The organism is Photobacterium sp. HL06 (assembly GCF_059552575.1).
Map to the genome: position 1 here is coordinate 3,763,360 of NZ_CM183914.1, position 23,411 is coordinate 3,786,770.

23 protein-coding genes are annotated in these 23,411 nt (G+C 49.0%); 10 read left to right on the plus strand and 13 right to left on the minus strand.

What is annotated here, in order from left to right:
* Window positions 1–361: 361 nt before the first annotated feature.
* The 4 genes from AC51G0_RS16915 to AC51G0_RS16930 all read left to right on the plus strand — a co-directional run bounded on the left by AC51G0_RS16915 (window position 362) and on the right by AC51G0_RS16930 (window position 4,415).
* A complete protein-coding gene (locus AC51G0_RS16915; protein ID WP_496299906.1) occupies window positions 362–2,323 on the plus strand; it encodes a bifunctional 2',3'-cyclic-nucleotide 2'-phosphodiesterase/3'-nucleotidase in 1,962 nt (653 codons plus the stop codon).
* A 96-nt stretch (window positions 2,324–2,419) separates the two neighbouring features.
* Window positions 2,420–2,986, plus strand: a complete 567-nt coding sequence (locus tag AC51G0_RS16920) for a Crp/Fnr family transcriptional regulator (protein WP_496299907.1) — start codon at window positions 2,420–2,422, stop codon at window positions 2,984–2,986.
* A 78-nt stretch (window positions 2,987–3,064) separates the two neighbouring features.
* Window positions 3,065–3,529: a GNAT family N-acetyltransferase gene (locus AC51G0_RS16925; RefSeq protein WP_496299908.1), complete on the plus strand. Its 465-nt coding sequence runs from the start codon at window positions 3,065–3,067 to the stop codon at window positions 3,527–3,529.
* Window positions 3,522–4,415: a DMT family transporter gene (locus AC51G0_RS16930; protein WP_496299909.1), complete on the plus strand. Its 894-nt coding sequence runs from the start codon at window positions 3,522–3,524 to the stop codon at window positions 4,413–4,415. Before AC51G0_RS16925 ends, AC51G0_RS16930 begins: the two co-directional genes overlap by 8 nt.
* Window positions 4,416–4,433: 18 nt before the next feature.
* Here the strand turns inward: AC51G0_RS16930 and AC51G0_RS16935 are convergent, their stop codons facing one another.
* Complete coding sequence (locus AC51G0_RS16935) at window positions 4,434–5,105, minus strand: LysM-like peptidoglycan-binding domain-containing protein (protein WP_496299910.1); 672 nt, start codon at window positions 5,103–5,105, stop codon at window positions 4,434–4,436.
* Window positions 5,106–5,228: 123 nt separating this feature from the next.
* On the opposite strand from AC51G0_RS16935, the gene bamJ reads away from it, so the two are divergent.
* Window positions 5,229–5,849: a BamJ family beta-barrel-assembly machinery protein gene (bamJ, locus tag AC51G0_RS16940; RefSeq protein WP_496299911.1), complete on the plus strand. Its 621-nt coding sequence runs from the start codon at window positions 5,229–5,231 to the stop codon at window positions 5,847–5,849.
* Between the two features lie 175 nt (window positions 5,850–6,024).
* The gene (locus tag AC51G0_RS16945; protein WP_496299912.1) at window positions 6,025–6,522 is read left to right on the plus strand and encodes a DUF2780 domain-containing protein; all 498 of its coding nucleotides are present in this window, start codon (window positions 6,025–6,027) and stop codon (window positions 6,520–6,522) included.
* Between the two features lie 189 nt (window positions 6,523–6,711).
* Here the strand turns inward: AC51G0_RS16945 and AC51G0_RS16950 are convergent, their stop codons facing one another.
* The 8 genes from AC51G0_RS16950 to cyaB all read right to left on the minus strand — a co-directional run bounded on the left by AC51G0_RS16950 (window position 6,712) and on the right by cyaB (window position 14,865).
* On the minus strand, window positions 6,712–7,473 hold the full coding sequence (locus AC51G0_RS16950) for a phosphoadenylyl-sulfate reductase (protein WP_496299913.1): 762 nt from the start codon (window positions 7,471–7,473) through the stop codon (window positions 6,712–6,714).
* Complete coding sequence (cysI, locus tag AC51G0_RS16955) at window positions 7,466–9,157, minus strand: assimilatory sulfite reductase (NADPH) hemoprotein subunit (RefSeq protein WP_496299914.1); 1,692 nt, start codon at window positions 9,155–9,157, stop codon at window positions 7,466–7,468. The genes AC51G0_RS16950 and cysI overlap by 8 nt, the downstream gene beginning before the upstream one ends.
* Window positions 9,157–10,968 (minus strand): assimilatory sulfite reductase (NADPH) flavoprotein subunit, encoded by a 1,812-nt coding sequence (locus AC51G0_RS16960; protein ID WP_496299915.1) that lies wholly within the window; start codon window positions 10,966–10,968, stop codon window positions 9,157–9,159. Before AC51G0_RS16960 ends, cysI begins: the two co-directional genes overlap by 1 nt.
* 156 nt (window positions 10,969–11,124) lie before the next feature.
* Window positions 11,125–11,358 carry a thymidylate kinase gene (locus tag AC51G0_RS16965; RefSeq protein WP_075767902.1) on the minus strand — a complete coding sequence of 78 codons (234 nt, stop codon included), beginning with the start codon at window positions 11,356–11,358 and terminating at the stop codon, window positions 11,125–11,127.
* Window positions 11,359–11,474: 116 nt separating this feature from the next.
* Entirely contained in the window at window positions 11,475–12,116 is a 642-nt protein-coding gene (locus AC51G0_RS16970) for a TIGR04219 family outer membrane beta-barrel protein (RefSeq protein WP_496299916.1), read from the minus strand.
* 153 nt (window positions 12,117–12,269) lie between these two features.
* Window positions 12,270–12,506 (minus strand): envelope stress response protein PspG, encoded by a 237-nt coding sequence (gene pspG / locus AC51G0_RS16975; RefSeq protein WP_496299917.1) that lies wholly within the window; start codon window positions 12,504–12,506, stop codon window positions 12,270–12,272.
* 211 nt (window positions 12,507–12,717) lie between these two features.
* Window positions 12,718–13,665, minus strand: coding sequence for a tRNA dihydrouridine(20/20a) synthase DusA (dusA, locus tag AC51G0_RS16980; protein WP_496301995.1), 948 nt, complete (start codon window positions 13,663–13,665; stop codon window positions 12,718–12,720).
* A 657-nt stretch (window positions 13,666–14,322) separates the two neighbouring features.
* Window positions 14,323–14,865: a class IV adenylate cyclase gene (gene cyaB / locus AC51G0_RS16985; protein WP_496299918.1), complete on the minus strand. Its 543-nt coding sequence runs from the start codon at window positions 14,863–14,865 to the stop codon at window positions 14,323–14,325.
* Window positions 14,866–15,446: 581 nt separating this feature from the next.
* Here cyaB and zur point away from each other — a divergent pair.
* From zur to AC51G0_RS17000, 3 genes are all read left to right on the plus strand, one after another.
* Window positions 15,447–15,896 carry a zinc uptake transcriptional repressor Zur gene (gene zur / locus AC51G0_RS16990; RefSeq protein WP_496299919.1) on the plus strand — a complete coding sequence of 150 codons (450 nt, stop codon included), beginning with the start codon at window positions 15,447–15,449 and terminating at the stop codon, window positions 15,894–15,896.
* Window positions 15,897–15,930: 34 nt separating this feature from the next.
* The gene (locus AC51G0_RS16995) at window positions 15,931–16,395 is read left to right on the plus strand and encodes a chemotaxis protein CheX (protein WP_496299920.1); all 465 of its coding nucleotides are present in this window, start codon (window positions 15,931–15,933) and stop codon (window positions 16,393–16,395) included.
* A gap of 270 nt (window positions 16,396–16,665) precedes the next feature.
* Window positions 16,666–16,875 carry a cold-shock protein gene (locus tag AC51G0_RS17000; protein WP_047875438.1) on the plus strand — a complete coding sequence of 70 codons (210 nt, stop codon included), beginning with the start codon at window positions 16,666–16,668 and terminating at the stop codon, window positions 16,873–16,875.
* Window positions 16,876–16,956: 81 nt separating this feature from the next.
* On the opposite strand, the gene pgi is transcribed toward AC51G0_RS17000, so the two are convergent.
* The gene (gene pgi, locus AC51G0_RS17005) at window positions 16,957–18,609 is read right to left on the minus strand and encodes a glucose-6-phosphate isomerase (RefSeq protein WP_496299921.1); all 1,653 of its coding nucleotides are present in this window, start codon (window positions 18,607–18,609) and stop codon (window positions 16,957–16,959) included.
* A 283-nt stretch (window positions 18,610–18,892) separates the two neighbouring features.
* Here pgi and AC51G0_RS17010 point away from each other — a divergent pair, with 283 nt between their 5' ends.
* Window positions 18,893–19,312, plus strand: a complete 420-nt coding sequence (locus tag AC51G0_RS17010; RefSeq protein WP_496299922.1) for a secondary thiamine-phosphate synthase enzyme YjbQ — start codon at window positions 18,893–18,895, stop codon at window positions 19,310–19,312.
* 69 nt (window positions 19,313–19,381) lie between these two features.
* Here AC51G0_RS17010 and AC51G0_RS17015 read toward each other — a convergent pair whose 3' ends face one another.
* The 3 genes from AC51G0_RS17015 to AC51G0_RS17025 form a co-directional block, all read right to left on the minus strand.
* On the minus strand, window positions 19,382–20,629 hold the full coding sequence (locus tag AC51G0_RS17015; protein WP_496301996.1) for a BamA/TamA family outer membrane protein: 1,248 nt from the start codon (window positions 20,627–20,629) through the stop codon (window positions 19,382–19,384).
* Window positions 20,630–20,654: 25 nt separating this feature from the next.
* Entirely contained in the window at window positions 20,655–21,734 is a 1,080-nt protein-coding gene (alr, locus tag AC51G0_RS17020) for an alanine racemase (RefSeq protein ID WP_496299923.1), read from the minus strand.
* 69 nt (window positions 21,735–21,803) lie between these two features.
* Window positions 21,804–23,201 carry a replicative DNA helicase gene (locus AC51G0_RS17025; RefSeq protein WP_496299924.1) on the minus strand — a complete coding sequence of 466 codons (1,398 nt, stop codon included), beginning with the start codon at window positions 23,199–23,201 and terminating at the stop codon, window positions 21,804–21,806.
* Window positions 23,202–23,411: the final 210 nt, after the last annotated feature.

Consider the following 23,411-nt stretch of genomic DNA (forward strand, 5'->3'; position numbering starts at 1 on the left):
ATATTACCTGAAATTCTAAAATTTCATTTTTTATTCCAAAAAGTTTGGATGATGTATATACGAGGCAAATAGAAGAACAAGAAACGTTCCCGTTAATAAATCAGTCTAAAAAAGGCAGTAATTACAGGTAAATATAGCCTAGGTTCATATTTGCCCCATGGCCATTAGGTTTATGTTATTCCTTTTTTGTATTACTGGCCGATCACGAATTCGATGAAATCATAAGCATAATGCGATGTTGTCCGCCTTTTTGAGCAAAAAACGAGATTCCGCACACAATAAGGTAACCAGTTCACGTAAAAACAACATATTTTTTGATACCTTAAGCACGCTTTTTCTGTTCTATTTCCTGGAGAAAATCATGAAACTATCTGCCAAGCCACTGTCAATTGCAGTACTGGGCGGCCTGCTGACAATGGCGGGTCCTGCCACGGCTGAAACGATCAAGTTACGTATTTTAGAAACGACCGATATCCATACCAATGTGATGGATTACGATTACTACAAAGACAAGCCGACCAAAAAAACCGGCTTGGTACGTACTGCCACACTTGTAAAGGAAGCTCGTGCAGAAGTTACCAATAGCGTATTGGTAGATAACGGTGATTTATTGCAGGGTAGTCCTATGGGAGACTACATGGCTGCTAAAGGTATTAAAGCTGGCGAAATCCACCCAGTTTATAAAGCCATGAACCAACTGAATTATGATGTGGGTAACTTAGGTAACCACGAGTTCAACTATGGTTTAGACTTCCTGAAAACCTCACTTGAAGGTGCAACTTTCCCATATATCAACTCGAACGTGATTGACCTGAAGACAGGCAAAAACATGTTCACACCTTACATTATCAAGCCGCACACATTTAAAGATACTGACGGTGTAGAGCACGAAATCAAAGTAGGTTATATCGGTTTTGTCCCACCGCAGATCCTTATCTGGGACAAGAAAAACCTAGAAGGCAAAGTTGAAGCGTTAGATATCAAGCAAGCTGCTGAGAAATTTGTTCCGCAAATGAAGGCAGAAGGGGCGGATGTTATTGTTGCAATCCCTCACTCCGGTGTCTCTGCAGACCCATATAAAGTGATGGCAGAAAACTCGGTTTACTACCTCACAGAGGTGGACGGTATTGATGCGATTGCCTTTGGTCACTCACATGCTGTCTTTCCTGGAAAAGCCTTTGCCAACCTACCAAATACTGATGTTGAAAAAGGCACCATCAACGGTGTTGCCGCAGTCATGCCGGGCCGTTGGGGTGATCACCTCGGCGTGATGGATTTGGTGCTGGAAAAAGACGGTGATGAGTGGGCTGTCACAGGCGCACAAACCGAAGCTCGCCCTATCTATGACAAATACAAAAAAGAAGCCCTTGTCGAAGCCGACGAAAAATTGGTTGCCGCTGTCAGCGCAGATCACAAAGGCACCCGAGAGTTTGTCAACCAGCCTATCGGCAAAGCCAGCGATGTGATGTACAGCTTCCTGGCTCTGGTACAGGACGATCCGACCGTCCAGATCGTGAGCCTGGCCCAGAAAGATTATGTTGAGCGCTTCATTCAGGGCGATCCGGATCTGGACGGTATTCCTGTTCTATCGGCAGCGGCCCCATTCAAAGCCGGTGGCCGTGGTAACGATCCAGCTAACTTTACCGAAGTGGAATCCGGCCAGCTGACTTTCCGTAATGCTGCCGATCTCTACCTGTACCCTAACACCCTGGTTGCGATGAAAGTAACGGGTAAAGAAGTCAAAGAGTGGCTGGAGTGCTCTGCAGGCCAGTTCAACCAAATCGACCTAAGCAGCACCGAGCAGCAAGGGCTGATCAACTGGGACGGCTTTAGAACCTATAACTTCGATGTTATCGACGGTGTTAACTACAGCATCGATATTTCGCAGCCAGCCCGCTATGACGGCGACTGTAAGCTGATCAATGACAAGGCATCACGTATCAAAGAGCTGACGTTCAACGGCAAGCCTGTCGATCCTGCCCAGCCATTCATCATTGCCACCAACAACTACCGTGCATACAGCGGTAAGTTTGCCGGAACCGGCGAGCAGTTTGTTGCCTTTGCTTCACCTGATGAGAACCGTACCGTTATTGCCGACTACATCAGCCGGATCAGCAAAGAACAAGGCCTGGTCACACCAAGCGCCGATAATAACTGGCAATTTACGCCACTGAAGAGTGACAAGAAGCTCAATGTGACGTTTGAAACCTCGCCAAGCGATAAGGCTGCACAATTTATTAAAGACAAAGGCCAGTACCCAATGGACAAAGTGGGTACGGACAAGGTTGGCTTTGCGGTTTATCGTATCGACCTGCAAAAATAACCTCTGATGCACTGTCAACCCCAAGGTACCGCGGCTTAGCCCGCGGTATTTTTTTGCTATGATGGCAACATAGACCTAAAACCAATGACGACTGTTATGAACGAAGCCCTACAAGCATTTCTCAGCCAGCTCGGTGCCTCACCGGAGACGATTCAAGATGCAATCACTGCTGCCGAGCCAATGGAGTTACCCACCCGCCATGTTCTGCTAAACCAAGGGGAAAAACCGGCTTATTGCTACTTTCTGCTCGATGGGCTCTGCCATGCCTGCTACCTCACCGAGGATGGCAAACAGTTCAGCAAGGAATTCTACTGGGATCAAGATGTCCTGGTTGGCTTTGAAAGCCTCATTAACGATCTGCCGTCGCCTTTTTTATTAGAAACCCTCTCTGCCAGCAAACTACTGGCACTGCCAATCAGCCTCCTCCAGCAGTGGCGGGAGCAGGGCAATCCACTCTACCTCCGTTTGATCGAGCGCCAGCTGAGCTATAAAGAACACAAAGAACGTTTCATGCTGATGCACAGCCCGGAAGAGCGCTACCAACTATTCACCGCCAGCTTTCCGGAGCTACTGAGCCGTATCGCTGATTATCAAATAGCCTCTTACCTTGGGATCACGCCAATTAGCCTCAGCCGGATCAAAAAGCGCCTTGAAGAGGAATAATTAACATTCGTTAATGCCAGACGAGCGCACTGAGATTAACCTGCAGCTATCAATCCAGTATCAATCAAGGAGAATACGATGCAATGGCAATGCCTGCCTTTTGAACAACTCACCACCCACCAGCTTTATGACTTGCTCAAGCTCAGGGTGGATGTCTTTGTGGTCGAGCAGAACTGCCCCTATCCCGAGCTGGATAACTGTGATCGCCAAGCAGGTACCCATCATTTGCTGGGGTACCAAAATGACGAGATCGTTGCCTACCTGAGGCTGCTACCTCCGGGCACTACCTATGCCAATACCAGTATCGGCCGCGTGCTGACCGCTGCCAATGCCCGGGGGACAGGAGCCGGCCATGAACTGCTCATGCTAGGGCTTGAACACGCCGAACGCCTATGGCCAGATCACACCATCGATATCGGTGCCCAGTCTCACCTACAACACTATTATGGCCGCTACGGCTTTGAAGCGATTTCCGCAGAGTACCTGGAGGATGGTATTCCGCATGTCGATATGAGGTTGAGTAAAGGCATCATGTGTGAGTAAGCTTTCCCCCTTTGCCATCGGGGCGTTACTGCTGCTACTGGGCAACCTGTCCTCATCATTTTCCGATGTGGCGGTGAAGTTACTCGATGGTGGCGTCAGTGCCTTTCAGTATATGTTCATCCGCCAACTGATCAGTGTCTTGCTGCTATTTCCGCTATGGCTAAAATTGACACCGCAGCAACAGGCAATCGGCAACCGCGGTATTACCTTGATCCGGTCACATCTGGTGCTCGCCGGTAGCGGGTTTGTCATGGTCGCCCTGACCTGGCTACCCCTGGCGACTGCCAATGCACTTTTTTACGCGGCCCCGCTTCTGATGCTGCCATTATCAGCCTGGCTACTTAAAGAAAAGCCGGAACGGCAGAAAGTACAGGCAACCATCATTGGCTTTTGTGGGGTTTTGTTGGTGCTCAGGCCAGATCAGTTCCACTGGGCCGCGATGGCCGCACTAGGCTGCGCTTTCACCCTGGCATTGTATAACGTCCTGGTCAGAAAACTGCCGGAGCAGCAACCCGTGATCAGCACCCTGTTCTGGACCGGGGTATTCTCATTGCCTCTTGCGGGAGTTCTCGCAGCTCTATTCTGGCAGCCAATGACCTCCATAGAATTACTACTCATTGCTGCCAGCGCACTGTTTACCCTTGGGTACCATGGCTGTGGTGTTGCCGCCTACCGGCGTGCCGAAACCTGTCAGCTTGGGTTGATTGAGTACTCCGGACTGATTTTTGTCACCCTGCTGGGCATCATTGGGTTTGATGAAACCCCGGACCTATTGACAAGCATGGGGATCATACTGATCGTACTGCCGATGCTCCCTCTACCAAGAAAGGGCCGTTTGACTCCCTCAGGCCACGGCGACGCAACAATCGAAAAAAAGGCCGCTTAGCGGCCTTTTCTCTGTCAATTATTGGCTTCGGACGAAGCTACCGTCAGAGCGGCGGAAAAACATCACAGGCTCACCGCTACGACTTTCAATCTGCAATGCATCCAGCCCGCCTTTTGCCGTCTGCTTATAGCGCAGCCATTGGCCGGCTTTGATCCGGCTAAGCGGCTTGCCTTTGCCTTCAATAGCCGCAACCGCATAGAGGTCAGTTAAAGGTAACGACTGTTCACGGAAAATAGCGGCAAGCGTTTCACCCTGCTGTACCTGGTATTTTTGCCATTGCTTTTCTGGTGGCAATATTTCAACCTGCTGTTCACGATCCGGGGAGGCAGGTTCTTGGGCAGTTGTTGTGGCAGGACGTTTAGGCGATAGTGGTTCGGCGCGCTGTCCAACCGGAGGAGGGGTGCCCTGGCCATCATCAAGATTTAACGCCAGTTCGCGTCGCTCAGGCTCTCCGGATGCTACCGTCAACGGCTGTTCACTGGCCGGTAACAGCATCAATAGCCCAACGACAGGGAGCAACACTGCAAGCGCTCTGCGGTGCAGGGATGGCAAGGCCAACCATTTAGCCTTCAGAGGCTCCAGCTTGGCTTTCAACAGATCATAATTGATATGCAAGCTATCCTTGTTAAAGGAAAAACGGGGAAGTTTAAACTCACTTTTTTTATTTGAACGGCGTCTGGCCTGTCCCATATTCAACACTCCGGCGCTCTCAACTCACGCTATCAAACGACATCTTGTCACAAAAGTTTACCCCTTGGGGTCGAAACTGTTATCCTGCCTGCTTTAATTCACTCTACATTAAGAGATGACATCATGTCTGACGTTAAACTAGATACAGTTGAAACTAAAGCAAGCTACGGTATCGGTCTACAAATGGGCCAACAACTAGCACAAAGCGGTCTTGAAGGCCTGAACGTTGCTGCTATCGCTAAAGGTATCGCAACTTCACTAACTGGCGAAATGCCAGAAATCGAAGTTGACGAAATCAACAATGCACTACGTGACATCCACACTCGTGCAGAAGCGGCTCGTCAAGAGCAAGCTAAAGTGGCAGCAGCTGACGGTGAAGCTTTCCTAAAAGATAACGCACTACGCTCTGAAGTAACAGTGACTGAATCTGGTCTTCAGTACGAAGTTCTTGTTGAAGGTAACGGCGAAATCCCAACTTCAGACAAGCAAGTACGTGTTCACTACCACGGCGAGCTAACTGACGGAACTGTATTCGACAGCTCTGTATCTCGCGGTCAGCCTGCAGAATTCCCAGTAACTGGCGTTATCGCTGGTTGGGTTGAAGCTCTACAGATGATGCCTGTTGGCTCTAAGTGGAAGCTATACATCCCTCAAGATCTTGCTTATGGCGAGCGCGGCGCAGGTGCTGCTATCCCTCCATACGCAGCACTAGTATTCGAAGTTGAACTACTAGACATCCTGTAAGCCTCCTTTGGCTACACAGAACATCTAAAACGGTGCCTTGGCACCGTTTTTTTATCCTACCAAACACCGAACCCCAGCATACAGCCCATCTAAGTAAAACATATTTTTTTAATTTAATTTGGTAGCTACACCGCATTCCCCACTACGCTTATAACGTTAATCATAGGAGGATGCCATGGTATATAAACCATCTACAATCGGTCACTTACTTGCACTCGCTACTCTTTTTTTCAGCTTAGTGTTCTCAACCACCAGCTTTGCTTTTAGCCTATCAGATCTTTTCGGCGGCGGTGATGATGACAAGCAAGCCGCAGCAACTACATCCAATCCCTTAACAGACATACTCAGTAGCCAACTTGGCGTCACATCGGAGCAAGCCGCAGGAGGCGCTGGTGCCCTGCTGTCACTGGCATCAAGTCAGCTCAGTGGCGATCAAGCGAGCGAATTAAGCAAAATGATCCCCGGAGGGGATGCCCTCAACGCAGCTATTCCACCAGGTTTAAGCGGGATGATGTCCAATATAGATACGATTAACCAGGTGTTCTCTGCACTCGGTATGGATGCCAGCATGGTCAGCCAGTTTATTCCCGTTGTAATGCAGTTCCTTGGTGATCAGGGAGCCAGTGCCGGGCTCATGGATGCCTTAGGGAAAGTGTGGAGCCCTACCAGCTAACCCATTTCGGCCGCGAGGATATAGGGAAAGACACCTCCCCCTGTCAGGGTAAGGTAAAATATTTAACAAAAACAGCAAGCTGAAGTAAAGATCACAATGTTCATAAAAAAACCTTATCTGGCTGCCTATTGGGCAAAAACAGATAAGGTTTTTATTTTCAGAGATCTTGCCTAGCCCAAAACAGTCAGATCAAATACCCGAACCATCGGACTCCGCATCATCTTCATGCAGCCCACACTCTCGCTTAAGACCAAAGAAGCGGGTTTCCTCTTCTTTCATTCCTGGCTCCCATTTGCGGGTCGTATGGGTATCACCAACAGATAAATAACCTTGCTCCCACAACGGGTGATAGGGTAAGTCATACTGAGTCAAATACTGATGAATATCTTTGTTGCTCCAGTCGATCAATGGCAAAAATTTAAACAAGCCATTTTGAATAGCCAGTATCGGCAACGTCGCTCGGGTATCAGATTGCTCCCGGCGCAACCCCGAAAACCAACTGCCGACATTGAGCTCATCCAATGCACGGCGCATGGGTTCCACCTTGTTCAGGCGGTTGTATTGCTTGATCCCATCAACCCCTTGCTCCCATAACTGACCAAATCGAGCTTCCTGCCAGGCTGTACTCACCTCTGATCGGTACACATACAGATTCAGCGACAGGCGTTCGGTCAGCTGGTCAATAAACTGATAGGTTTCCGGAAATAAATAGCCCGTATCCGTCAAGATCACAGGTACATCAGGTTTTTCCTGAGTCACCAGATGCAGCATAACGGCTGATTGGATCCCAAAACTTGATGCCAGCGCAAATTCACCGTCCAGATTCTCTAACGCCCAACGAACTCTTTCCTGGGCTGTCAGGGTCTCCAATTCTGCATTAATTTCCGCTAGCTGCAGGATCTGCTCCACTTTATTTTTCTGAAGCAGCTCTGCTAACGCTAACTTAGGCATAAAAATCCCTCTTTGAGACTAACACCGGCTCAATGATCCCGGCACGTATCGTGAAATCGCCAAAGGCTTCACCGTCTTCGCGCTCTTGTGCCCAACGTCCCACCAGTGAATCAATCTCTTCCATGATCTGGGCGACGGTAATGTTTTCCCGGTACATTTTTGGCACCCGGGTACCACTTCGGTTACCGCCAAGGTGGAAGTTATAGCGCCCCGGCGCCTTACCGACCAAGCCAATTTCTGCCAGCATTGCCCGGCCACAACCATTTGGACAGCCCGTAACGCGCAGAATAATATTGTCGTCTTCGGCTAAACCGTGCTTCTCTAGTACGCCTTCAACGTCGGTCACAAACTCAGGCAAGAAACGCTCGGCTTCAGCCATGGCTAATGGACAGGTTGGAAAGGCAACACACGCCATAGAATTTTTACGCTGCTCACTGACACCGTCGTCGATCAGACCATGATCGCGTGCGATCTTTTCGATCCTACTCTTATCCTTCGCAGCCACCCCAGCCACAATCAAATTCTGGTTGGCTGTCATACGGAAGTCACCCTTATGGACTTTGGCAATTTCAGCCACACCCGTTTTCAGCGGCTTACCCGGATAATCCAGCAAACGACCATTTTCGATAAACAGCGCCAGGTGGTGCTTACCATCAATACCTTCTACCCAGCCAATACGGTCACCACGGTCGGTGAACTCATATGGGCGGCTATCAGCAAACGCGATCCCCGCACGTTTCTCGACCTCAGCCTTAAATACATCGCTACCCACGCGATCTAGGGTGTACTTAGTCTTAGCATTCTTACGGTTAGAGCGGTTACCCCAATCTCGCTGGGTTGTCACGACCGCAGCGGCAACGTCCAGTGTTTTATCCAATGGGACAAAACCAAAATCATCGGCACGACGCGGATAGGTTGACTTGTCACCGTGGGTCATCGCCAAACCGCCGCCAACCAGTACATTAAAGCCGATCAGCTTGCCTTGTTCGGCAATCGCGACAAAGTTCAAGTCATTAGCGTGCACATCAACGTCATTCTGCGGCGGGATCACCACTGTCGTCTTGAACTTACGCGGCAGATAAGTACTACCGAGGATCGGCTCTTCATCAGTGGTTTCGACTTTATCACCATCGAGCCAAATTTCAGCATAGGCGCGTGTTTTCGGCAGCAGGTGCTCACTGATCTTCTTTGCCCATTCATAGGCTTCTTGGTGCAGTTCAGATTCAACCGGGTTGGTGGTACATAATACGTTACGGTTTACGTCACCCGCGGTTGCGATAGAATCAATACCAATCTTATTTAGCGTCTGGTGCATCAACTTAATGTTTGGCTTCAATACACCGTGAAACTGAAACGTCTGGCGCGTCGTTAAACGGATACTGCCATACAGGCTGTGCTCTTCGGCAAACTTGTCGATCGCCAGCCACTGCTTCGGCGTAATCACCCCCCCCGGCATCCGGGCACGCAGCATCACATTTTGCAACGGCTCCAGTTTCTGCTTGGCACGTTCGGCGCGGATATCGCGGTCATCTTGCTGGTACATACCATGAAAGCGGATCAACTGGAAGTTATCTGCCGTAAACCCACCGGTGATGCGATCTTTCAAATCGTCCTCGATGGTGCCGCGCAAGAAGTTGCTTTCCCGCTTCAGGCGTTCGTTATCTGATAATTTTTGATCGCTCATTAGTACACATCCCTTTGATAACGCTTGTTCTTACGCAGCTCGGTGAGATACTGCTCTGCCTGCTCACGGCTTTGTTGACCTTGTTGCTCAGCTATGGTGATTAGGGCCTCGTGCACATCTTTGGCCATATGGTTGGCATCACCGCAGACATAGACATGTGCGCCATCCTGTAGCCACTGCCAGACCTGGGCAGCATGCTCAAGAAGTCGATGCTGGACATACACCTTTTCTACCTGATCGCGGCTAAAGGCCACGTCCAACTGAGTCACGGCTCCCGATTTCAGGTACTTCTGCCACTCAACCTGATACAGGAAATCTTCGGTAAAGGTACGGTCGCCAAAGAATAGCCAGTTCTTACCTTCTGCTTCTCGGTTATCCCGTTCCTGGACAAAAGCTCGGAATGGGGCAATACCGGTACCCGGGCCAACCATGATCACCGGAGTATTGTCATCAGCTGGCAATTTGAAGTGATTATTGCCCTCAACAAACACCTTGACGCTATCCCCTTCTTCCAGGCGATACGACAGGTGACTAGAGGCTCCACCCTGTCGGGTTTCGTCACCACTATCAAACTCAACCACACCAACAGTTAAGTGGACTTCCTCGCCGACTTCTTCCTGACTGGAAGCAATTGAATACAGACGCGGTGTCAAACGGCGCAGCAACCCTATCAGCTGATCAGCACTGAGCTTGGTTTTCTTTTCTGCAAGGACATCAATAACCTGAGTTTGGCCGGCATAACTGCGTAGCTTGTCTTTGTCAGCGACCAATTTTTCCAACTTTTTACTGCCAGAAAGCTCAGCAAACTTCGTCACCAGCTGCGGATTCGCCGCAGTAATTTCATACTTGCTGATCAGAGCCTGTTTCAGCGTCAGGGCTTCCCCGTCAACTTCGACACTTTCAGTACCATCCAGTCCAACACGTACCGCCAGGGCTTCTGCCAGAGCCGGATCATTTTCATACCAGACTCCAAGCGCATCCCCCGGCTGGTAAGTCAGCCCGGAGCCTTCAAGATCGATTTCTATATGACGGACATCTTTACCAGAGCGGCGCCCGGTGATCTTCTGGCTCGTCAGCAGCGTCGCCGGATAAGGGTTTTGCTTTGAATATTGCGAAACAGCTTGCTGGGCATTCGCAACAGGCAGCTGAACGACTTCAGCTTCCCCGGTTGATAAGGTTTCTTTTACCTTATCCAGGGCCTTGGCTCGCCACTCAGCGGCTGGCGCTTCATAGTCGACATCACAGTCAAGACGCTCCAGCATCGATTCACCACCCAGGCGGCTTAGATAGCTATCGAAATCTTTTGCTGTCTGGCAGAAGAACTCATAACTAGAATCACCGAGGCCAATAACTGCATATTTTAAATTCGGCAGCTTCGGGGCTTTCTTCGATTGTAAGAATTCATGCAACTCAATAGCATCATCTGGCGCTTCACCCTCACCATGAGTAGAGGCAACAATAACCACATGGGTTTCTTTCGCTAAATTTTTGCCTTTGTAGTCACCGGCGGCAAATAGCTCGACAGCAATACCGGCAGCCTCTGCTTCACCTTTCAGTGTTTCAGCGACACCTTTGGCATTTCCCGTTTGAGAAGCATGAATAATGGTTAGCTTGCCTGCTGGCTGGGCAGCCGCTGCAAGTTGTTGAGCAGGTTGCTGTTGGCCTGCTGGCTGAGTTTGGCTTAGCCCCCAAAAATAACCACTGATCCACGCCATTTGCTGTGGCGATAATTCTGCAGCGGCCTGCTGCAGTTGACCTATTTGCTGATCATTGAGTGGGCTGGCTATGGCCGAGAGTTCCTTAAGTAACATGACACGACGATCCCTATACATTGCGTAGTGTTAGATTAGCTACTCAAGGAAATAACAAGAAAGAATAGATAAGAATGTTTTATAACTTTTAGTAAGGTTGAAAGGCAAAAGAAAGGCGGCTTAATCGGGTATTAAGCCGGATTGTCACGCTTCTAGCTAAAAAGTATCGGCTATACGCACCTGATGAAAACCCACTTCAAAGGCCCGTTCCGTAGCAGTATCAATGTCACGGTAGCACTTTTCACTGCCGGCACCGTCAGTCAACGGCACGAATCCACCACGGCGATGGCGAAACTCAACAATCCAGCCGTTGGCCTGAATCGAAGGCTCGATAACCGCTTCCACAATATCGCTATTGGCATATAGTTGCTGTAGTTCAGTTAATGTCATTTACCCACTTCCTGACTGCTGTATCATTATTAAAAATGGTACAGAAAAGCAGAAACAGGCAACAAAAAAGCCACGATAAATCGTGGCTTTTACAATCTGGCTCTGTGAACAAAGGCTTAGAAGTCGAGTTCTAGACCGGCAAACCAACCGTCTAACTTCACATTGCCGTCTGTTTGCTTGATAAAATCAAACTCATAATCCATCACTCGGTAGCCCGCACGAAGGTTCAGATCAGCAGCAATCAAAGGCAGTGACCACTTCACACCCGCCTGGCCGTCGACCGTGTTCGTACTGTCGTAGTTGCCCATATTCAGATCGCCAAAGAAAGATACCGGCGTCATCGGAATACCAACCTCAACATTACCGTATAGGTTTGGCTGCCATTCGCTAAAGCTCTCGCCTACAAATTTACCGGCATTGAACTTAGACAGCGTAATACCCACATCAAAAGCAATCGCGTCGTTATCTAAGATCTCATAGTAGGCCGTGTAATCAGTCTGGCCAAATGATACCGAACCAGCATCAACATCTGCATAGCGCAGACGGAAATTCGGCACTAGTGGAATAAAGTGCTCAAAGGCAACATGATACGAGAAGTGGGTATCGTCACCGTTGTCACTACGAGAGTCGTTAATTTTTGCATCTGCAAACCATGCATCCGCACCTGCTTTTACGCCAAGAAGCATCGCTGCCTGCGCAGGAACTGCTGCTGCAAAAGCAACCGCAGCTGCCACAGCAGAAATAGCCAATTTATTCATGCCGAGTCTCCGCTCTTATTAGAATGTTCATAATCGGCCAAACTATACCAGATGCTGTACAAAAAAACTGTACTTCCTTATCACCACTACTATTTTCAGTACAAAAGCTAGACACTAATCCATAATACAAAGCCATTTATCTAGCTTAAGTTATTAGCGGCGGTGATAGCGATCACGGTGATGATGCCGCCCGGCCTTTTTTCCGCGATACAACCAAACCACCACCGCAATCAGAATAAGCCAAGGCAGGAGCTTGAACATTATCCCAACCATGCCAGCCAGTGCCATCACCACAAACCCAGCCAATACAGCGAAAGCCATTCCCACCAAGCTCACACCGGTGAATATCAGCACCACAGCAAATGACAGTAAAAATAATAATTCAATCATCTTATGACCCTTTTGTTTTGATCTTGTATTAACGATTGCACAAACTAGGCCAATTGAAAGAAAAATAACTAAAGCTATATTTTTCAGTCATATAAACAAAAAGGCGCTGACAGATAACTGCCAACGCCTTTTTAAATTTAGCTATTTTCACCATTTATCATGGTGAAAAAGACCACATTCATTATACATCTATAACTTACACAGCTCTTACTTATACATCTAGATGAGCAGGGATTTTTTCGAGAGCCTGCTGCAGCACTTCGATACCCGCTCCTGGCTTATGCGCATTCTCACTAATATAACGACGCCACTGGCGAGCACCTGGCATGTTCTGGAATAGGCCCAGCATATGGCGGGAGATGTGGTTTAGGTAAGAGCCGTTCGCCATCTGGCGTTCAATATATGGGTACATCGCTTCAACCACCTCGCGACGTTTTTTCACCGGCTTGTCACTGCCAAACAGGTGCTGATCAAGCTCGGCCATCATATAAGGGTTCTGATACGCTTCGCGTCCAATCATCACACCATCAAGGTGTTCCAGGTGCGCTTCAATTTCAGCCAGCGTTTTTACCCCACCATTGACCGCCATGGTCAGGTGCGGGAAATCTTGTTTTAACTGGTAGACGCGAGGGTAATCCAGAGGTGGGATTTCACGGTTCTCTTTTGGGCTCAACCCCTTCAGCCACGCTTTTCGCGCATGAATCGTGAAATCATCACAGCCGCCTTTCTCGCTGACCGTACCAATAAAGTCAGTCAGGAACGAGTAGGAATCCTGTTCATCAATACCAATACGTGTTTTCACCGTTACCGGAATATCAACCACTTCGCGCATGGCTGCCACACACTGTGCCACTAACTCAGCTTCCCCCATCAGGCAGGCACCGAAACGGCCATTTTGAACACGATCCGATGGGCAACCCACATTCAGGTTTATTTCATCATAGCCGCGCTCTTGGGCCAATTTGGCGCAATGGGCAAGGTCAGCAGGATTTGAACCACCTAACTGAAGCGCCAACGGATGCTCTTCGTCGTTGTAAGCCAGATAGTCCGCCTTACCGTGAATAATCGCACCTGTAGTCACCATTTCGGTGTACAACAACGCATTCTCACTTAACAGGCGGTGAAAATAACGGCAGTGACGATCTGTCCAATCGAGCATGGGGGCAACAGAAAAACGGCCTGATGGAAAATCAGCACTCAGTGTTGGTTCTGGTTGTAAATCGTCGCGGTTGGCAACAGCACTATCTAACATCAAAAAGCCTCATTTTACCCATGTCCCCGTCTCTGAATGCTACTGGTATGTCAACGATTAGCGATGCCAAATATTAACAAAATAGAGCAACCGATCTCTTCCCTCAGCAGCGCACGCTACCAAGCTTGAAACCGAATTTCTGAACGGCTGTTTACTAAAGAGAGCGGATTCTACCTCATAACAGCCGTCAGCCCAACAGAACTAGGAGATGAAACACCAAAGACAGCCCCTGTTTCCTCAATGTCACAGCCTCTCCTTCGGGCCAATAAACTCGACTAAAAAGAATATGGCAGGCAAATTACAAAACAAGCATAAAACACTGTTATATATAAATAATACTTATAAATCCTTCACTTCATGTACAGCAGTTACAGCTTTTGAACACCAACAACCCAAAAAGCTGAACACGTCATTTTTTACTTAACTATCAGTGAATTAGCAATAGAGCCCAGGTGCAAGCCAATACCTAGGGATCTTTTTGCTTCGGTTACCGCAAAAAGCTGTACACCCCTATGCAGGCTGCTGAACCGACCAATATAGAAAAACACTCCCTGAATCGGCTTGTTAAGCATAGCCCAGTAGCTGCCGGTAAGAACTAGGTTCAATGTCAGCACTACCTAATCCAAGCTTACAGCCAAGCTCAAGGCAGCCAGCCCTCAATGCATCCAGTTGTTTTTGATCATCTGTCATTACCGCAATTTCAACAAAATACCCAAGTTCACTAACCTCATCCAGGGTGATATGGAACTGCTCAAGGAAGTAAATACTGCGAGTCTTTTCTATCTTGAATCCAACCTGATAGCCCAATGTCCGGAGCATACTGTGCGTTTTCTCAACAGACTCCACCTTCACCGCTTCACAGCGATCATCACCCGGACCTTTCACAATCCATAACTTAATCCCGGAAGGCTCCATGCTACGTACACTCATGCTGATATTCTGCTGTGCCAGAGTGCTCCCCGCCATATCGAAGTAGGTATCTTGCTCCCGGTTATTGACTACAAACTCTGAAGCCCCAAGCAATCGCAGGCGCTGTAATAGCCCCTCATGTGCTTCAACCCGGTACTTATATTCCACTTCATACTTACCAATAAAATGCTCTGTCATTTTGATCCCTGCAGCTATGCCCTATGATGCTCAAACCCATCACTCACGATATCCGCACCAGTGTAGCGGCTCCTGCTCTGTTATCAATTCAACCAGCCATTCTTTATTATGCTCCCCATAGGCCAAAAGCTTTTCAAAAAAGTAAAAGTAACATCATAGCTCTTTTTATATTTAATATAACAGCATGAAAATAAAGGAGTTAACGCGAGGTCAAAATAAGAGCGTACAGCTTATCAAGCTTTAGGAACATAATAATCAAAAAGCTGTACAGGCTGTACGTGATAGAGAAATCAATAACTTAAAGCCATGGCTCATTAGAGCCTTTAGCCTTGTTCTGCTTTTACCTGAACTTGTTCAATAAAGGTGTACAGGGTTCACTTAAAATCAAGAGATCCATGCTCAAAGGGAGCATCCGCATGCTACGACCTGTCACTATTTACTCCTCGCCACGATTTTCAGTTTAATTGACGTGATCAGGCACACGAATTCTCTGACCTATTTCTTTGGAATTAAGGGAACTAAGGTACGTTTGCCAAATGCTATGATAGACTATTGGACTTATCGCTGTTTTTTGAGGTTATATGGCAAATCAAACGCAACTGCTGACGAAAGCACAACAGATTTGCGAGCAACGAGGAGTAAGGCTGACACCTCAAAGGCTGAAAGTACTTGAGATAATCATTGAGCACCATAGCTCGATCAGCGCCTATGAGCTGCTGGATCTTCTCAGGGAAACCGAACCACAAGCGAAGCCACCGACGGTATACCGAGCTCTTGATTTCCTATTAGCTCAAGGTTTTGTGCATAAGGTCGAGTCAACCAACAGCTATATCGCCTGTTGTGTACTCGGACATGCCGACCACTGCTCTCAGCTGCTTATTTGTGACGAGTGTGGTACTGTCGAAGAATGCCATGATGATGAACTGGCTAAACTACTGCGCCAAAAGGCAGAAAAGCACGGCTTCCAGATTTCGAATCATGTTGTGGAAAGCCACGGCATTTGTCATGAATGTCAGAACAGCAAGCAGTAACTCTTAAATTTACTAATACAGTCATTATCAGATTATGCGCGCAGAATTCGTAAACCCTTTTCTAGCTTCACTTCTGAATGTTTTAAAGACCATGGCGTCGATGGAGCTAGCACCACAAAAACCTCGAGTAAAGAAAGATGAAGTTGCTCGCGGTGATGTATCAGGCCTGATTGGCATGATTGGCCCCCAAACCAAGGGCTCGATGTCGATCACCTTTGATGAGCCCCTGGCGCTGGAAATCATGCACCGAATGTTGGGTGAAAAACCAAACGGTATCAATGAAGAAGTCACTGATATGGTTGGTGAAATCACCAACATGGTCACCGGAGGTGCTAAACGCATCCTGGCAGACAGAGGCTATGATTTTGAGATGGCCACACCCGCGGTGGTCTCCGGTCGCGGCCATACCATCACCCATAAGTGCGACGGTGCCATTATTATCATGCCGTTCGATTCCGAGTATGGTAAGGCATTTATTGAGATCTGCTTTGACGGCTAGTCATCGCTACATTACCTGTCAATCGCCCCAGCCAGAGCTCTCTGGCTGGCGATTCCTCCCTTCCTGCATTAAGTTAACTATCACTTTGAAATTTCTGTGAAGTTGCCACAAATCCCAGATAAAAAACTACCACCTGCCACATATTCGGTCTAGACTGGATATGCTGAATAAGCATCAACACACTTATTGTTCCTGTTTTTCAGCGTGAAATTTTGCTGGCTACCCTCGGCTTGGCAAGGAACTACCCTCATTCAAAGGAAAGATCGTAACATGAACAAACTGACTGGAACCGTAAAATGGTTTAACGATGAAAAAGGCTTTGGCTTTATTTCTGGTGCTGATGGCAAAGATGTATTCGTTCACTTTAGTGCTATTCAGGCTCAAGGCCGTCGCACTCTTCAAGAAGGCCAAAGTGTTGAGTTTATCGTGACAGATGGTCAGAAAGGTCCACAAGCAAGCGAAGTTGTCGCGCTTTCTTGATTCTGCTGAGCGTTTTATACCTCAGAATGAAAAAAACGCCGCATAGCGGCGTTTTTTATACATCATTAAGCAATCGGCGGCTTAGCTACGCCACTGTTTAAATGCATTGATCAGGCCATTGGTAGAGCTGTCATGGCTGGCTATCGCATCAGCATTGTTCAACTCTGGCAAGATATTGTTCGCTAGCTGTTTGCCCAGCTCAACGCCCCACTGATCAAAACTGAAGATATTCCAGATAACACCCTGAGTGAAAATCTTCTGCTCGTACAGTGCAATCAACGAACCCAGTACCGAAGGCGTTACCTGCTTAACCAAGATTGAGTTGGTTGGACGGTTGCCGTCGAACACTTTGAACGGAACCAGCTCTTTCACTTCATCCAGCGTTTTACCTGCTGCAACGAATTCCGCTTCCACTTGGTCTTTGGTTTTACCAAATGCCAGCGCTTCAGTTTGCGCAAAAAAGTTCGCCATCAACTTAGGGTGGTGATCGCTGAGTGGGTTGTGGCTGATAGCTGGGGCAATGAAGTCACATGGGATCAACTTGGTGCCCTGGTGGATCAGCTGGTAGAACGCGTGCTGACCGTTGGTACCTGGTTCGCCCCAGATAATTGGGCCAGTTTGGTAGTCAATCGGGTTGCCGCCACGGTCTACACACTTACCATTGGATTCCATATTGCCTTGCTGGAAGTAGGCAGCAAAACGATGCAGGTACTGATCATACGGCAAGATAGCTTCAGATTCTGCACCGTGGAAGTTGTTATACCAAATGCCGATAAGCGCCAGGATAACCGGTAGGTTTTCTTCCAGAGGGGCTTCTGCGAAATGCTTGTCCATTGCGTGGGCACCGTCAAGCAGCTCAACAAAGTTATCGAAGCCAATAGACAGGCTGATAGACAGGCCAATCGCAGAACATAGAGAGTAGCGACCGCCGACCCAGTCCCAGAACTCGAACATGTTGTCAGTATCGATACCGAAGTCAGCCACTGATGGCGCATTGGTAGAAAGCGCAGCAAAATGCTTGGCAACGTGTGCCTGATCTTGGGCTGTTGCCAGGAACCAATCACGTGCAGAGTGTGCATTGGTCATGGTTTCCTGGGTCGTGAACGTCTTAGAGGCGATCAGGAACAGGGTTGTTTCCGGGTTAAGTGCTTTTAGTGTTTCAGCAATATGTGTGCCGTCAACATTTGAGACGAAGTGCATGTTCAGGCGGGTTTTGTATGGTGCCAGAGCTTCAGTCACCATGTAAGGGCCAAGGTCCGAGCCGCCAATTCCGATATTGACCACATCGGTGATCTCTTTTCCGGTGTAGCCTTTCCAGTCGCCGTCAACGATGCGCGCAGTGAAGCCTTTCATCTTCTCCAGTACTGCATTCACTTTTGGCATCACATCTTCACCGTCAACCATTACCGGCGTGTTGCTGCGGTTACGAAGTGCTGAGTGCAAGACTGCACGGCCTTCTGTCTGGTTGATTTTGTCACCGCTGAACAGATCAGCAATCGCTGCTTTTAGTTCAGTCTGCTCTGCCAAAGCAAGTAGCTTGCTCATCGTTTCTTCGGTGATTAAGTTCTTAGAGTAATCAAGCAGAATGTCTGAGCCAAAGTTTGCCGAGAACTTGGCAAAACGCTCGCTGTCTTGTGCAAACAGTTCGCTCAGCTGAAGATCCTGTGCATCTTCAAAATGGGCAGTCAGTGCTTTCCACGCCTGAGTATGCGTTGGGTTGATGTTTTTCAACATGGTGAAGTTCCTGATATTGTAATTTCTTAATCCATTGACCGAGTCAGTATCATCCCAGCCATGGATCCCCGATATTTGTGAATGTTGTCAATTTTAGCGCAACCAGCTTGGTAGGCTATATTTTTGTAATTTTACGACTTATGACAGATTATGACGCGAAGCCGCCTCTACCTTCATTGAGTCAGGTCACGAAAATCAAGAGTAAATAATAGACTGAAAATTCCCAGATGAGTACAGTAATCATCTAAGATTGCAGCAATATGATAACAATGAGGCAAATACTATGTGGTTCCAGAAGACCATTCAGCTCAAACCAAGACGTCGGGGGTTTCACCTTATAACCGATGAAATTGAACAACAAATTCCGGAGCTTCATCAATACCATGTCGGCCTGGCTCACTGCTTTATCCAGCATACCTCTGCCAGCCTGACTATCAATGAGAATGCTGATCCCACCGTACGCAGCGATATGGAGTCCCATTTCAATCAGTTTGTCCCAGAGCGGGCGGCTTACTACCAGCATACCTATGAAGGTGATGATGACATGCCAGCCCATATCAAGGCCTCGACCCTAGGTAACAGCATTACCATACCTATTTCGCAGGGGCGTTTGGCGCTCGGGACCTGGCAGGGGATCTATTTAGGTGAGCATCGCTATCATGGCGGGAGTCGCCGGATCGTGGTGACGATCCAGGGTGAATAGAAACGGGAAGCGCAGCGCACTCGCTTCCTATGCGCAGCATAGATGCGCCTCCTGTGCGCTGCAAGCTGGTTAGAAAGGTTGGTTGATCATCACCCGGAACAAGCTGTCCTCGCTGCCCCAGGCCATTTCTGTACGAACAACAATACCTTCGACCTGAAAACGGATCACCCCACCGGCGCTCCATTTCATGTCCCGGTGCAACTCTGCCAGATCGTACTCCTCAGCAACCCGTCCAACATCGGCAAAGGCCACCCACTGCCACCATGGTACGTCATACCAGTTAAACACCGGCCAGTCGCTGAGTGGTTGCCAGTCTGGCAAGACTCGGTACTCCATGCTGTAGCTCAGGGCGGCACGATCGACAAAACGGCCGCTCTGGAAGCTTCGCAGGCGATACAGTCCGCCTAGCCGGGTTCCAGCATACGCCGGAGGCCGACGGAACGTTTCAACACCATTGACGCTTTCCTTGCTGTTCCAGCTTGGGGTGTCGCCAGTGTATACATTAAATGCCAGCACCTGCTGATCAATCACCTCACCCAAGGCACCGATATCCCAGAACCAGCTCTGGCTCAGCTCCCACTTCCACCAGCTGGCATGATCTGAACTCCCCGGATCATAGGTCACCCCAAACTGGCTACGGCTGCCCTTGGTTGGATTACGGCTGTTATTACGGTTATCCCAGTCAAAACGGGTTTCCAGCCCCCAGACGCTTTCCGCTTCGCTAAATTCTTGTGCCGCGCCTGTCTCTAGACTGGAAAATTCCCGGCTCTGGTAAAATGGCCTGAACTCGATTGATGACACCCCGCTATTCCAAGGCGCATTGCCTGAAACCGGACGATTGGGCCTTAATGCCGCTTTTAGTCCCTGTGTTTCAGCGGCGCCAAGCGGCAAAATATAGCGGGCAGACAGGCGGTACTGGCTTTCTCCGGCATCTGCGACAGTGGCGTCGTCAGCCACCGAGTCATTGCTGGTCGCATCACCAAGGTAGTAGTCAAACTGCTTGAATTCGGCCGAATACAACTCGGCACCAAACAGCCAGCGGCTATTTTTGCTGAAGGTATAGTTGCTTGCTCCCAGATAAGTAATCCAGGTACCTTTGTCCGATACCAACCCGGCCCCCAGCAAAGCGGCCTGGGGCTGCCCAGCCCCTTTCAGTACCCCGGCCATACCAACTGATAGCCCCATCGAATCTGTCGAGAAAATAAACGGCACGGCCGCCGTTTCAGGTTCCCAGGTCGGCCAGCCATCGGCATGTGATGCAAATGAATATGATAAAGCCGCAGCAACTGCCGCGGCTTTTAAATTATAAGACTTAATCAACATTGTCCGTATCGGTACTAAATTATAAATAGGCCATTGCCACCCGGGAGGTGAGTTTCGTCACCAGCTCATAGGCTATTGTTCCAATATGTTCGGCAACGACTTCGGCAGGCAGACCCTCTCCCCACAAAATCGCTTCGTCGCCCACTTTATCAGTGGCATCCGGGCCGAGATCGACCGTCAGCATGTCCATCGAGACCCTTCCCGCCATCGGAACTATACGGCCATTAACCAGCACGGGCGTTCCGTTTGGCGCAGAGCGAGGGTAGCCATCGCCGTAGCCAATCGCAATCACACCCACTTTGGTATCGCGCTCACTGGTCCAAATTCCGCCATAACCCACCTTCTCGCCTTTTTTTACATCCCTGACAGCTATCAGGCTAGAGGTCAGCGTCATCACTGGCTTTATATTGTATGCCGCTGCCGAACGTTCGGTCTCCCTAAAAGGTGAAACCCCGTACATGATGATACCGGGACGGATCCACTCAAGGTGGCTATCCGGCCAGGCTAGCGTCCCCGCTGATGCTGCCAGCGAGCGTTCACCACGACAGCCTTCGGTCAATGCCAAGAAAGCATCGATTTGTTGATGGGTAACCGTACTATTCATCTCATCGGCACAGCCAAAATGACTCATATAACGCAAGGGTTTAGCAACATTCTCGCAGGCATGCAGACGCTCAACAAACTCTGTGTATTGCTCCGGGCGCACGCCAAGGCGGTGCATACCAGTATCGATTTTCAGCCACACGACAACAGGGCTATCTAGTTGCGCCTGTTCTAATGCATCCAGCTGCTCGAGAGAGTGGACAACCGTGTGGATATTGTTTGTTACCAACACAGGGAGATCTGAAGCAGCATAGAACCCCTCTAACAGAAGCACGGGCTTCACTACACCACCAGCGCGCAAAGTCAGTGCCTCTTCAATACGCGCGACACCAAAGCCGTCAACATCAGGCAGGCTTTGTGCGACGTGTGCCAGCCCATGGCCATAGCCGTTGGCTTTCACCACTGCCAGTATTTTACTGTTCGGTGCCTGTAACCGGATCTGGCTGATATTATGAATCAGCGCTTCTGTATTGATATAAGCTGTCGCCGCTTTCATCAAAAATCCTACACTCGTGTGTTCAAGCCAGGCCAGTTATCCACTGTCCAGCCAAAAGAAAGCCGCCGGTTATTCTTCGTCGAAAGCCGGGCCGGCGTAGTTATCAAATCGTGAGAACTGACCCTGGAAGGTCAGGCGCACAGAACCAATAGGACCGTTACGCTGCTTACCGAGAATGATTTCTGCAATCCCTTTCAAGGCACTGTCTTCGTGGTACACCTCATCACGGTAAATGAACATGATCAAGTCGGCATCCTGCTCGATGGCACCGGACTCACGCAAATCTGAGTTAACCGGGCGCTTATCGGCACGTTGCTCCAACGATCGGTTCAGCTGCGACAGCGCAACAACCGGGACATTCAGCTCTTTCGCCAAGGCTTTCAGAGAGCGTGAAATTTCGGCAATTTCCAATGTACGGTTATCCTGCAAGCCCGGTACGCGCATCAACTGAAGGTAATCGATCATGATCATACTAATCCCACCGTTATCACGGGCGATACGGCGAGCACGAGAACGGACCTCGGTCGGGGTCAAACCCGAGCTGTCATCGATGAACATATTCTTCTTTTCCATCAGAATACCCATCGTCGACGAAATGCGCGCCCAGTCTTCATCATCCAGCTGACCAGTACGGATCTTGGTTTGATCGACCCGTGACAATGAGGCAAGCATACGCATCATAATCTGTTCGGCGGGCATCTCCAGTGAGAAGATCAGAACCGGTTTTTCCTGCTCCATGGCCGCATTTTCACACAGGTTCATCGCAAAGGTTGTTTTACCCATCGATGGACGTGCCGCCACGATAATCAAATCGGAACCTTGCAGACCGGCGGTTTTCTTGTTCAGGTCGCTAAAACCGGTCGATACACCAGTAACGCCATCCTGTGGTGTCTGATATAACAGCTCAATACGCTCTAAGGTTTTCTCCAGAATGGTATCAACATTCTGCGGGCCTTCGTTTTCATTGGTACGCTGCTCGGCAATGGCAAAAACTTTGCTTTCCGCCATATCGAGCAAATCTTCACTGTTTCGCCCCTGCGGATCATAACCGGCATCGGCGATCTCATTCGCCACACCGATCATATCTCGGATCAGTGCCCGCTCCCGCACAATCTCTGCGTAGGCGGAAATATTTGCCGCTGACGGCGTATTTTTGGCAAGCTCAGCCAGATAAGCAAAGCCTCCCACATCTTCAAGATGATCGGCACGCTCGAGATGCTCAGACAAGGTGATCAGATCGAGCGGCTGGCCACCTTCAAGTAAAACCGATACGCCTTCGAAAATAATGCGATGAGGGCGGCTGTAGAAGTCTTTGGCGACCACTTTCTCTGCCACGGTATCCCACTTCTCATTATCCAGCATCAAGCCGCCCAGGACGGACTGCTCAGCTTCCAGAGAGTGAGGAGGCATTTTGATAGCGTCCATCTGGGAGTCTTTAGGTTTATTCGGTTTACTTTTCTCTGCCATAGTAATTGCGTGCTTACCGGAAACTAGGCCGGGCATTATACCTTATTCATGCTGGGTCTATGTATCAATATAGCGGGGAAAAGCACAATAACTGAAAAGCCCCCAGCTCCCATGGATGATTATGCCGAGTATTCCCTCTCGCTATCGATAATCACCAGGATTCTTGACCAATTGCTGACATTAATCAGGTAAACTGCATAGCTTGCTTCC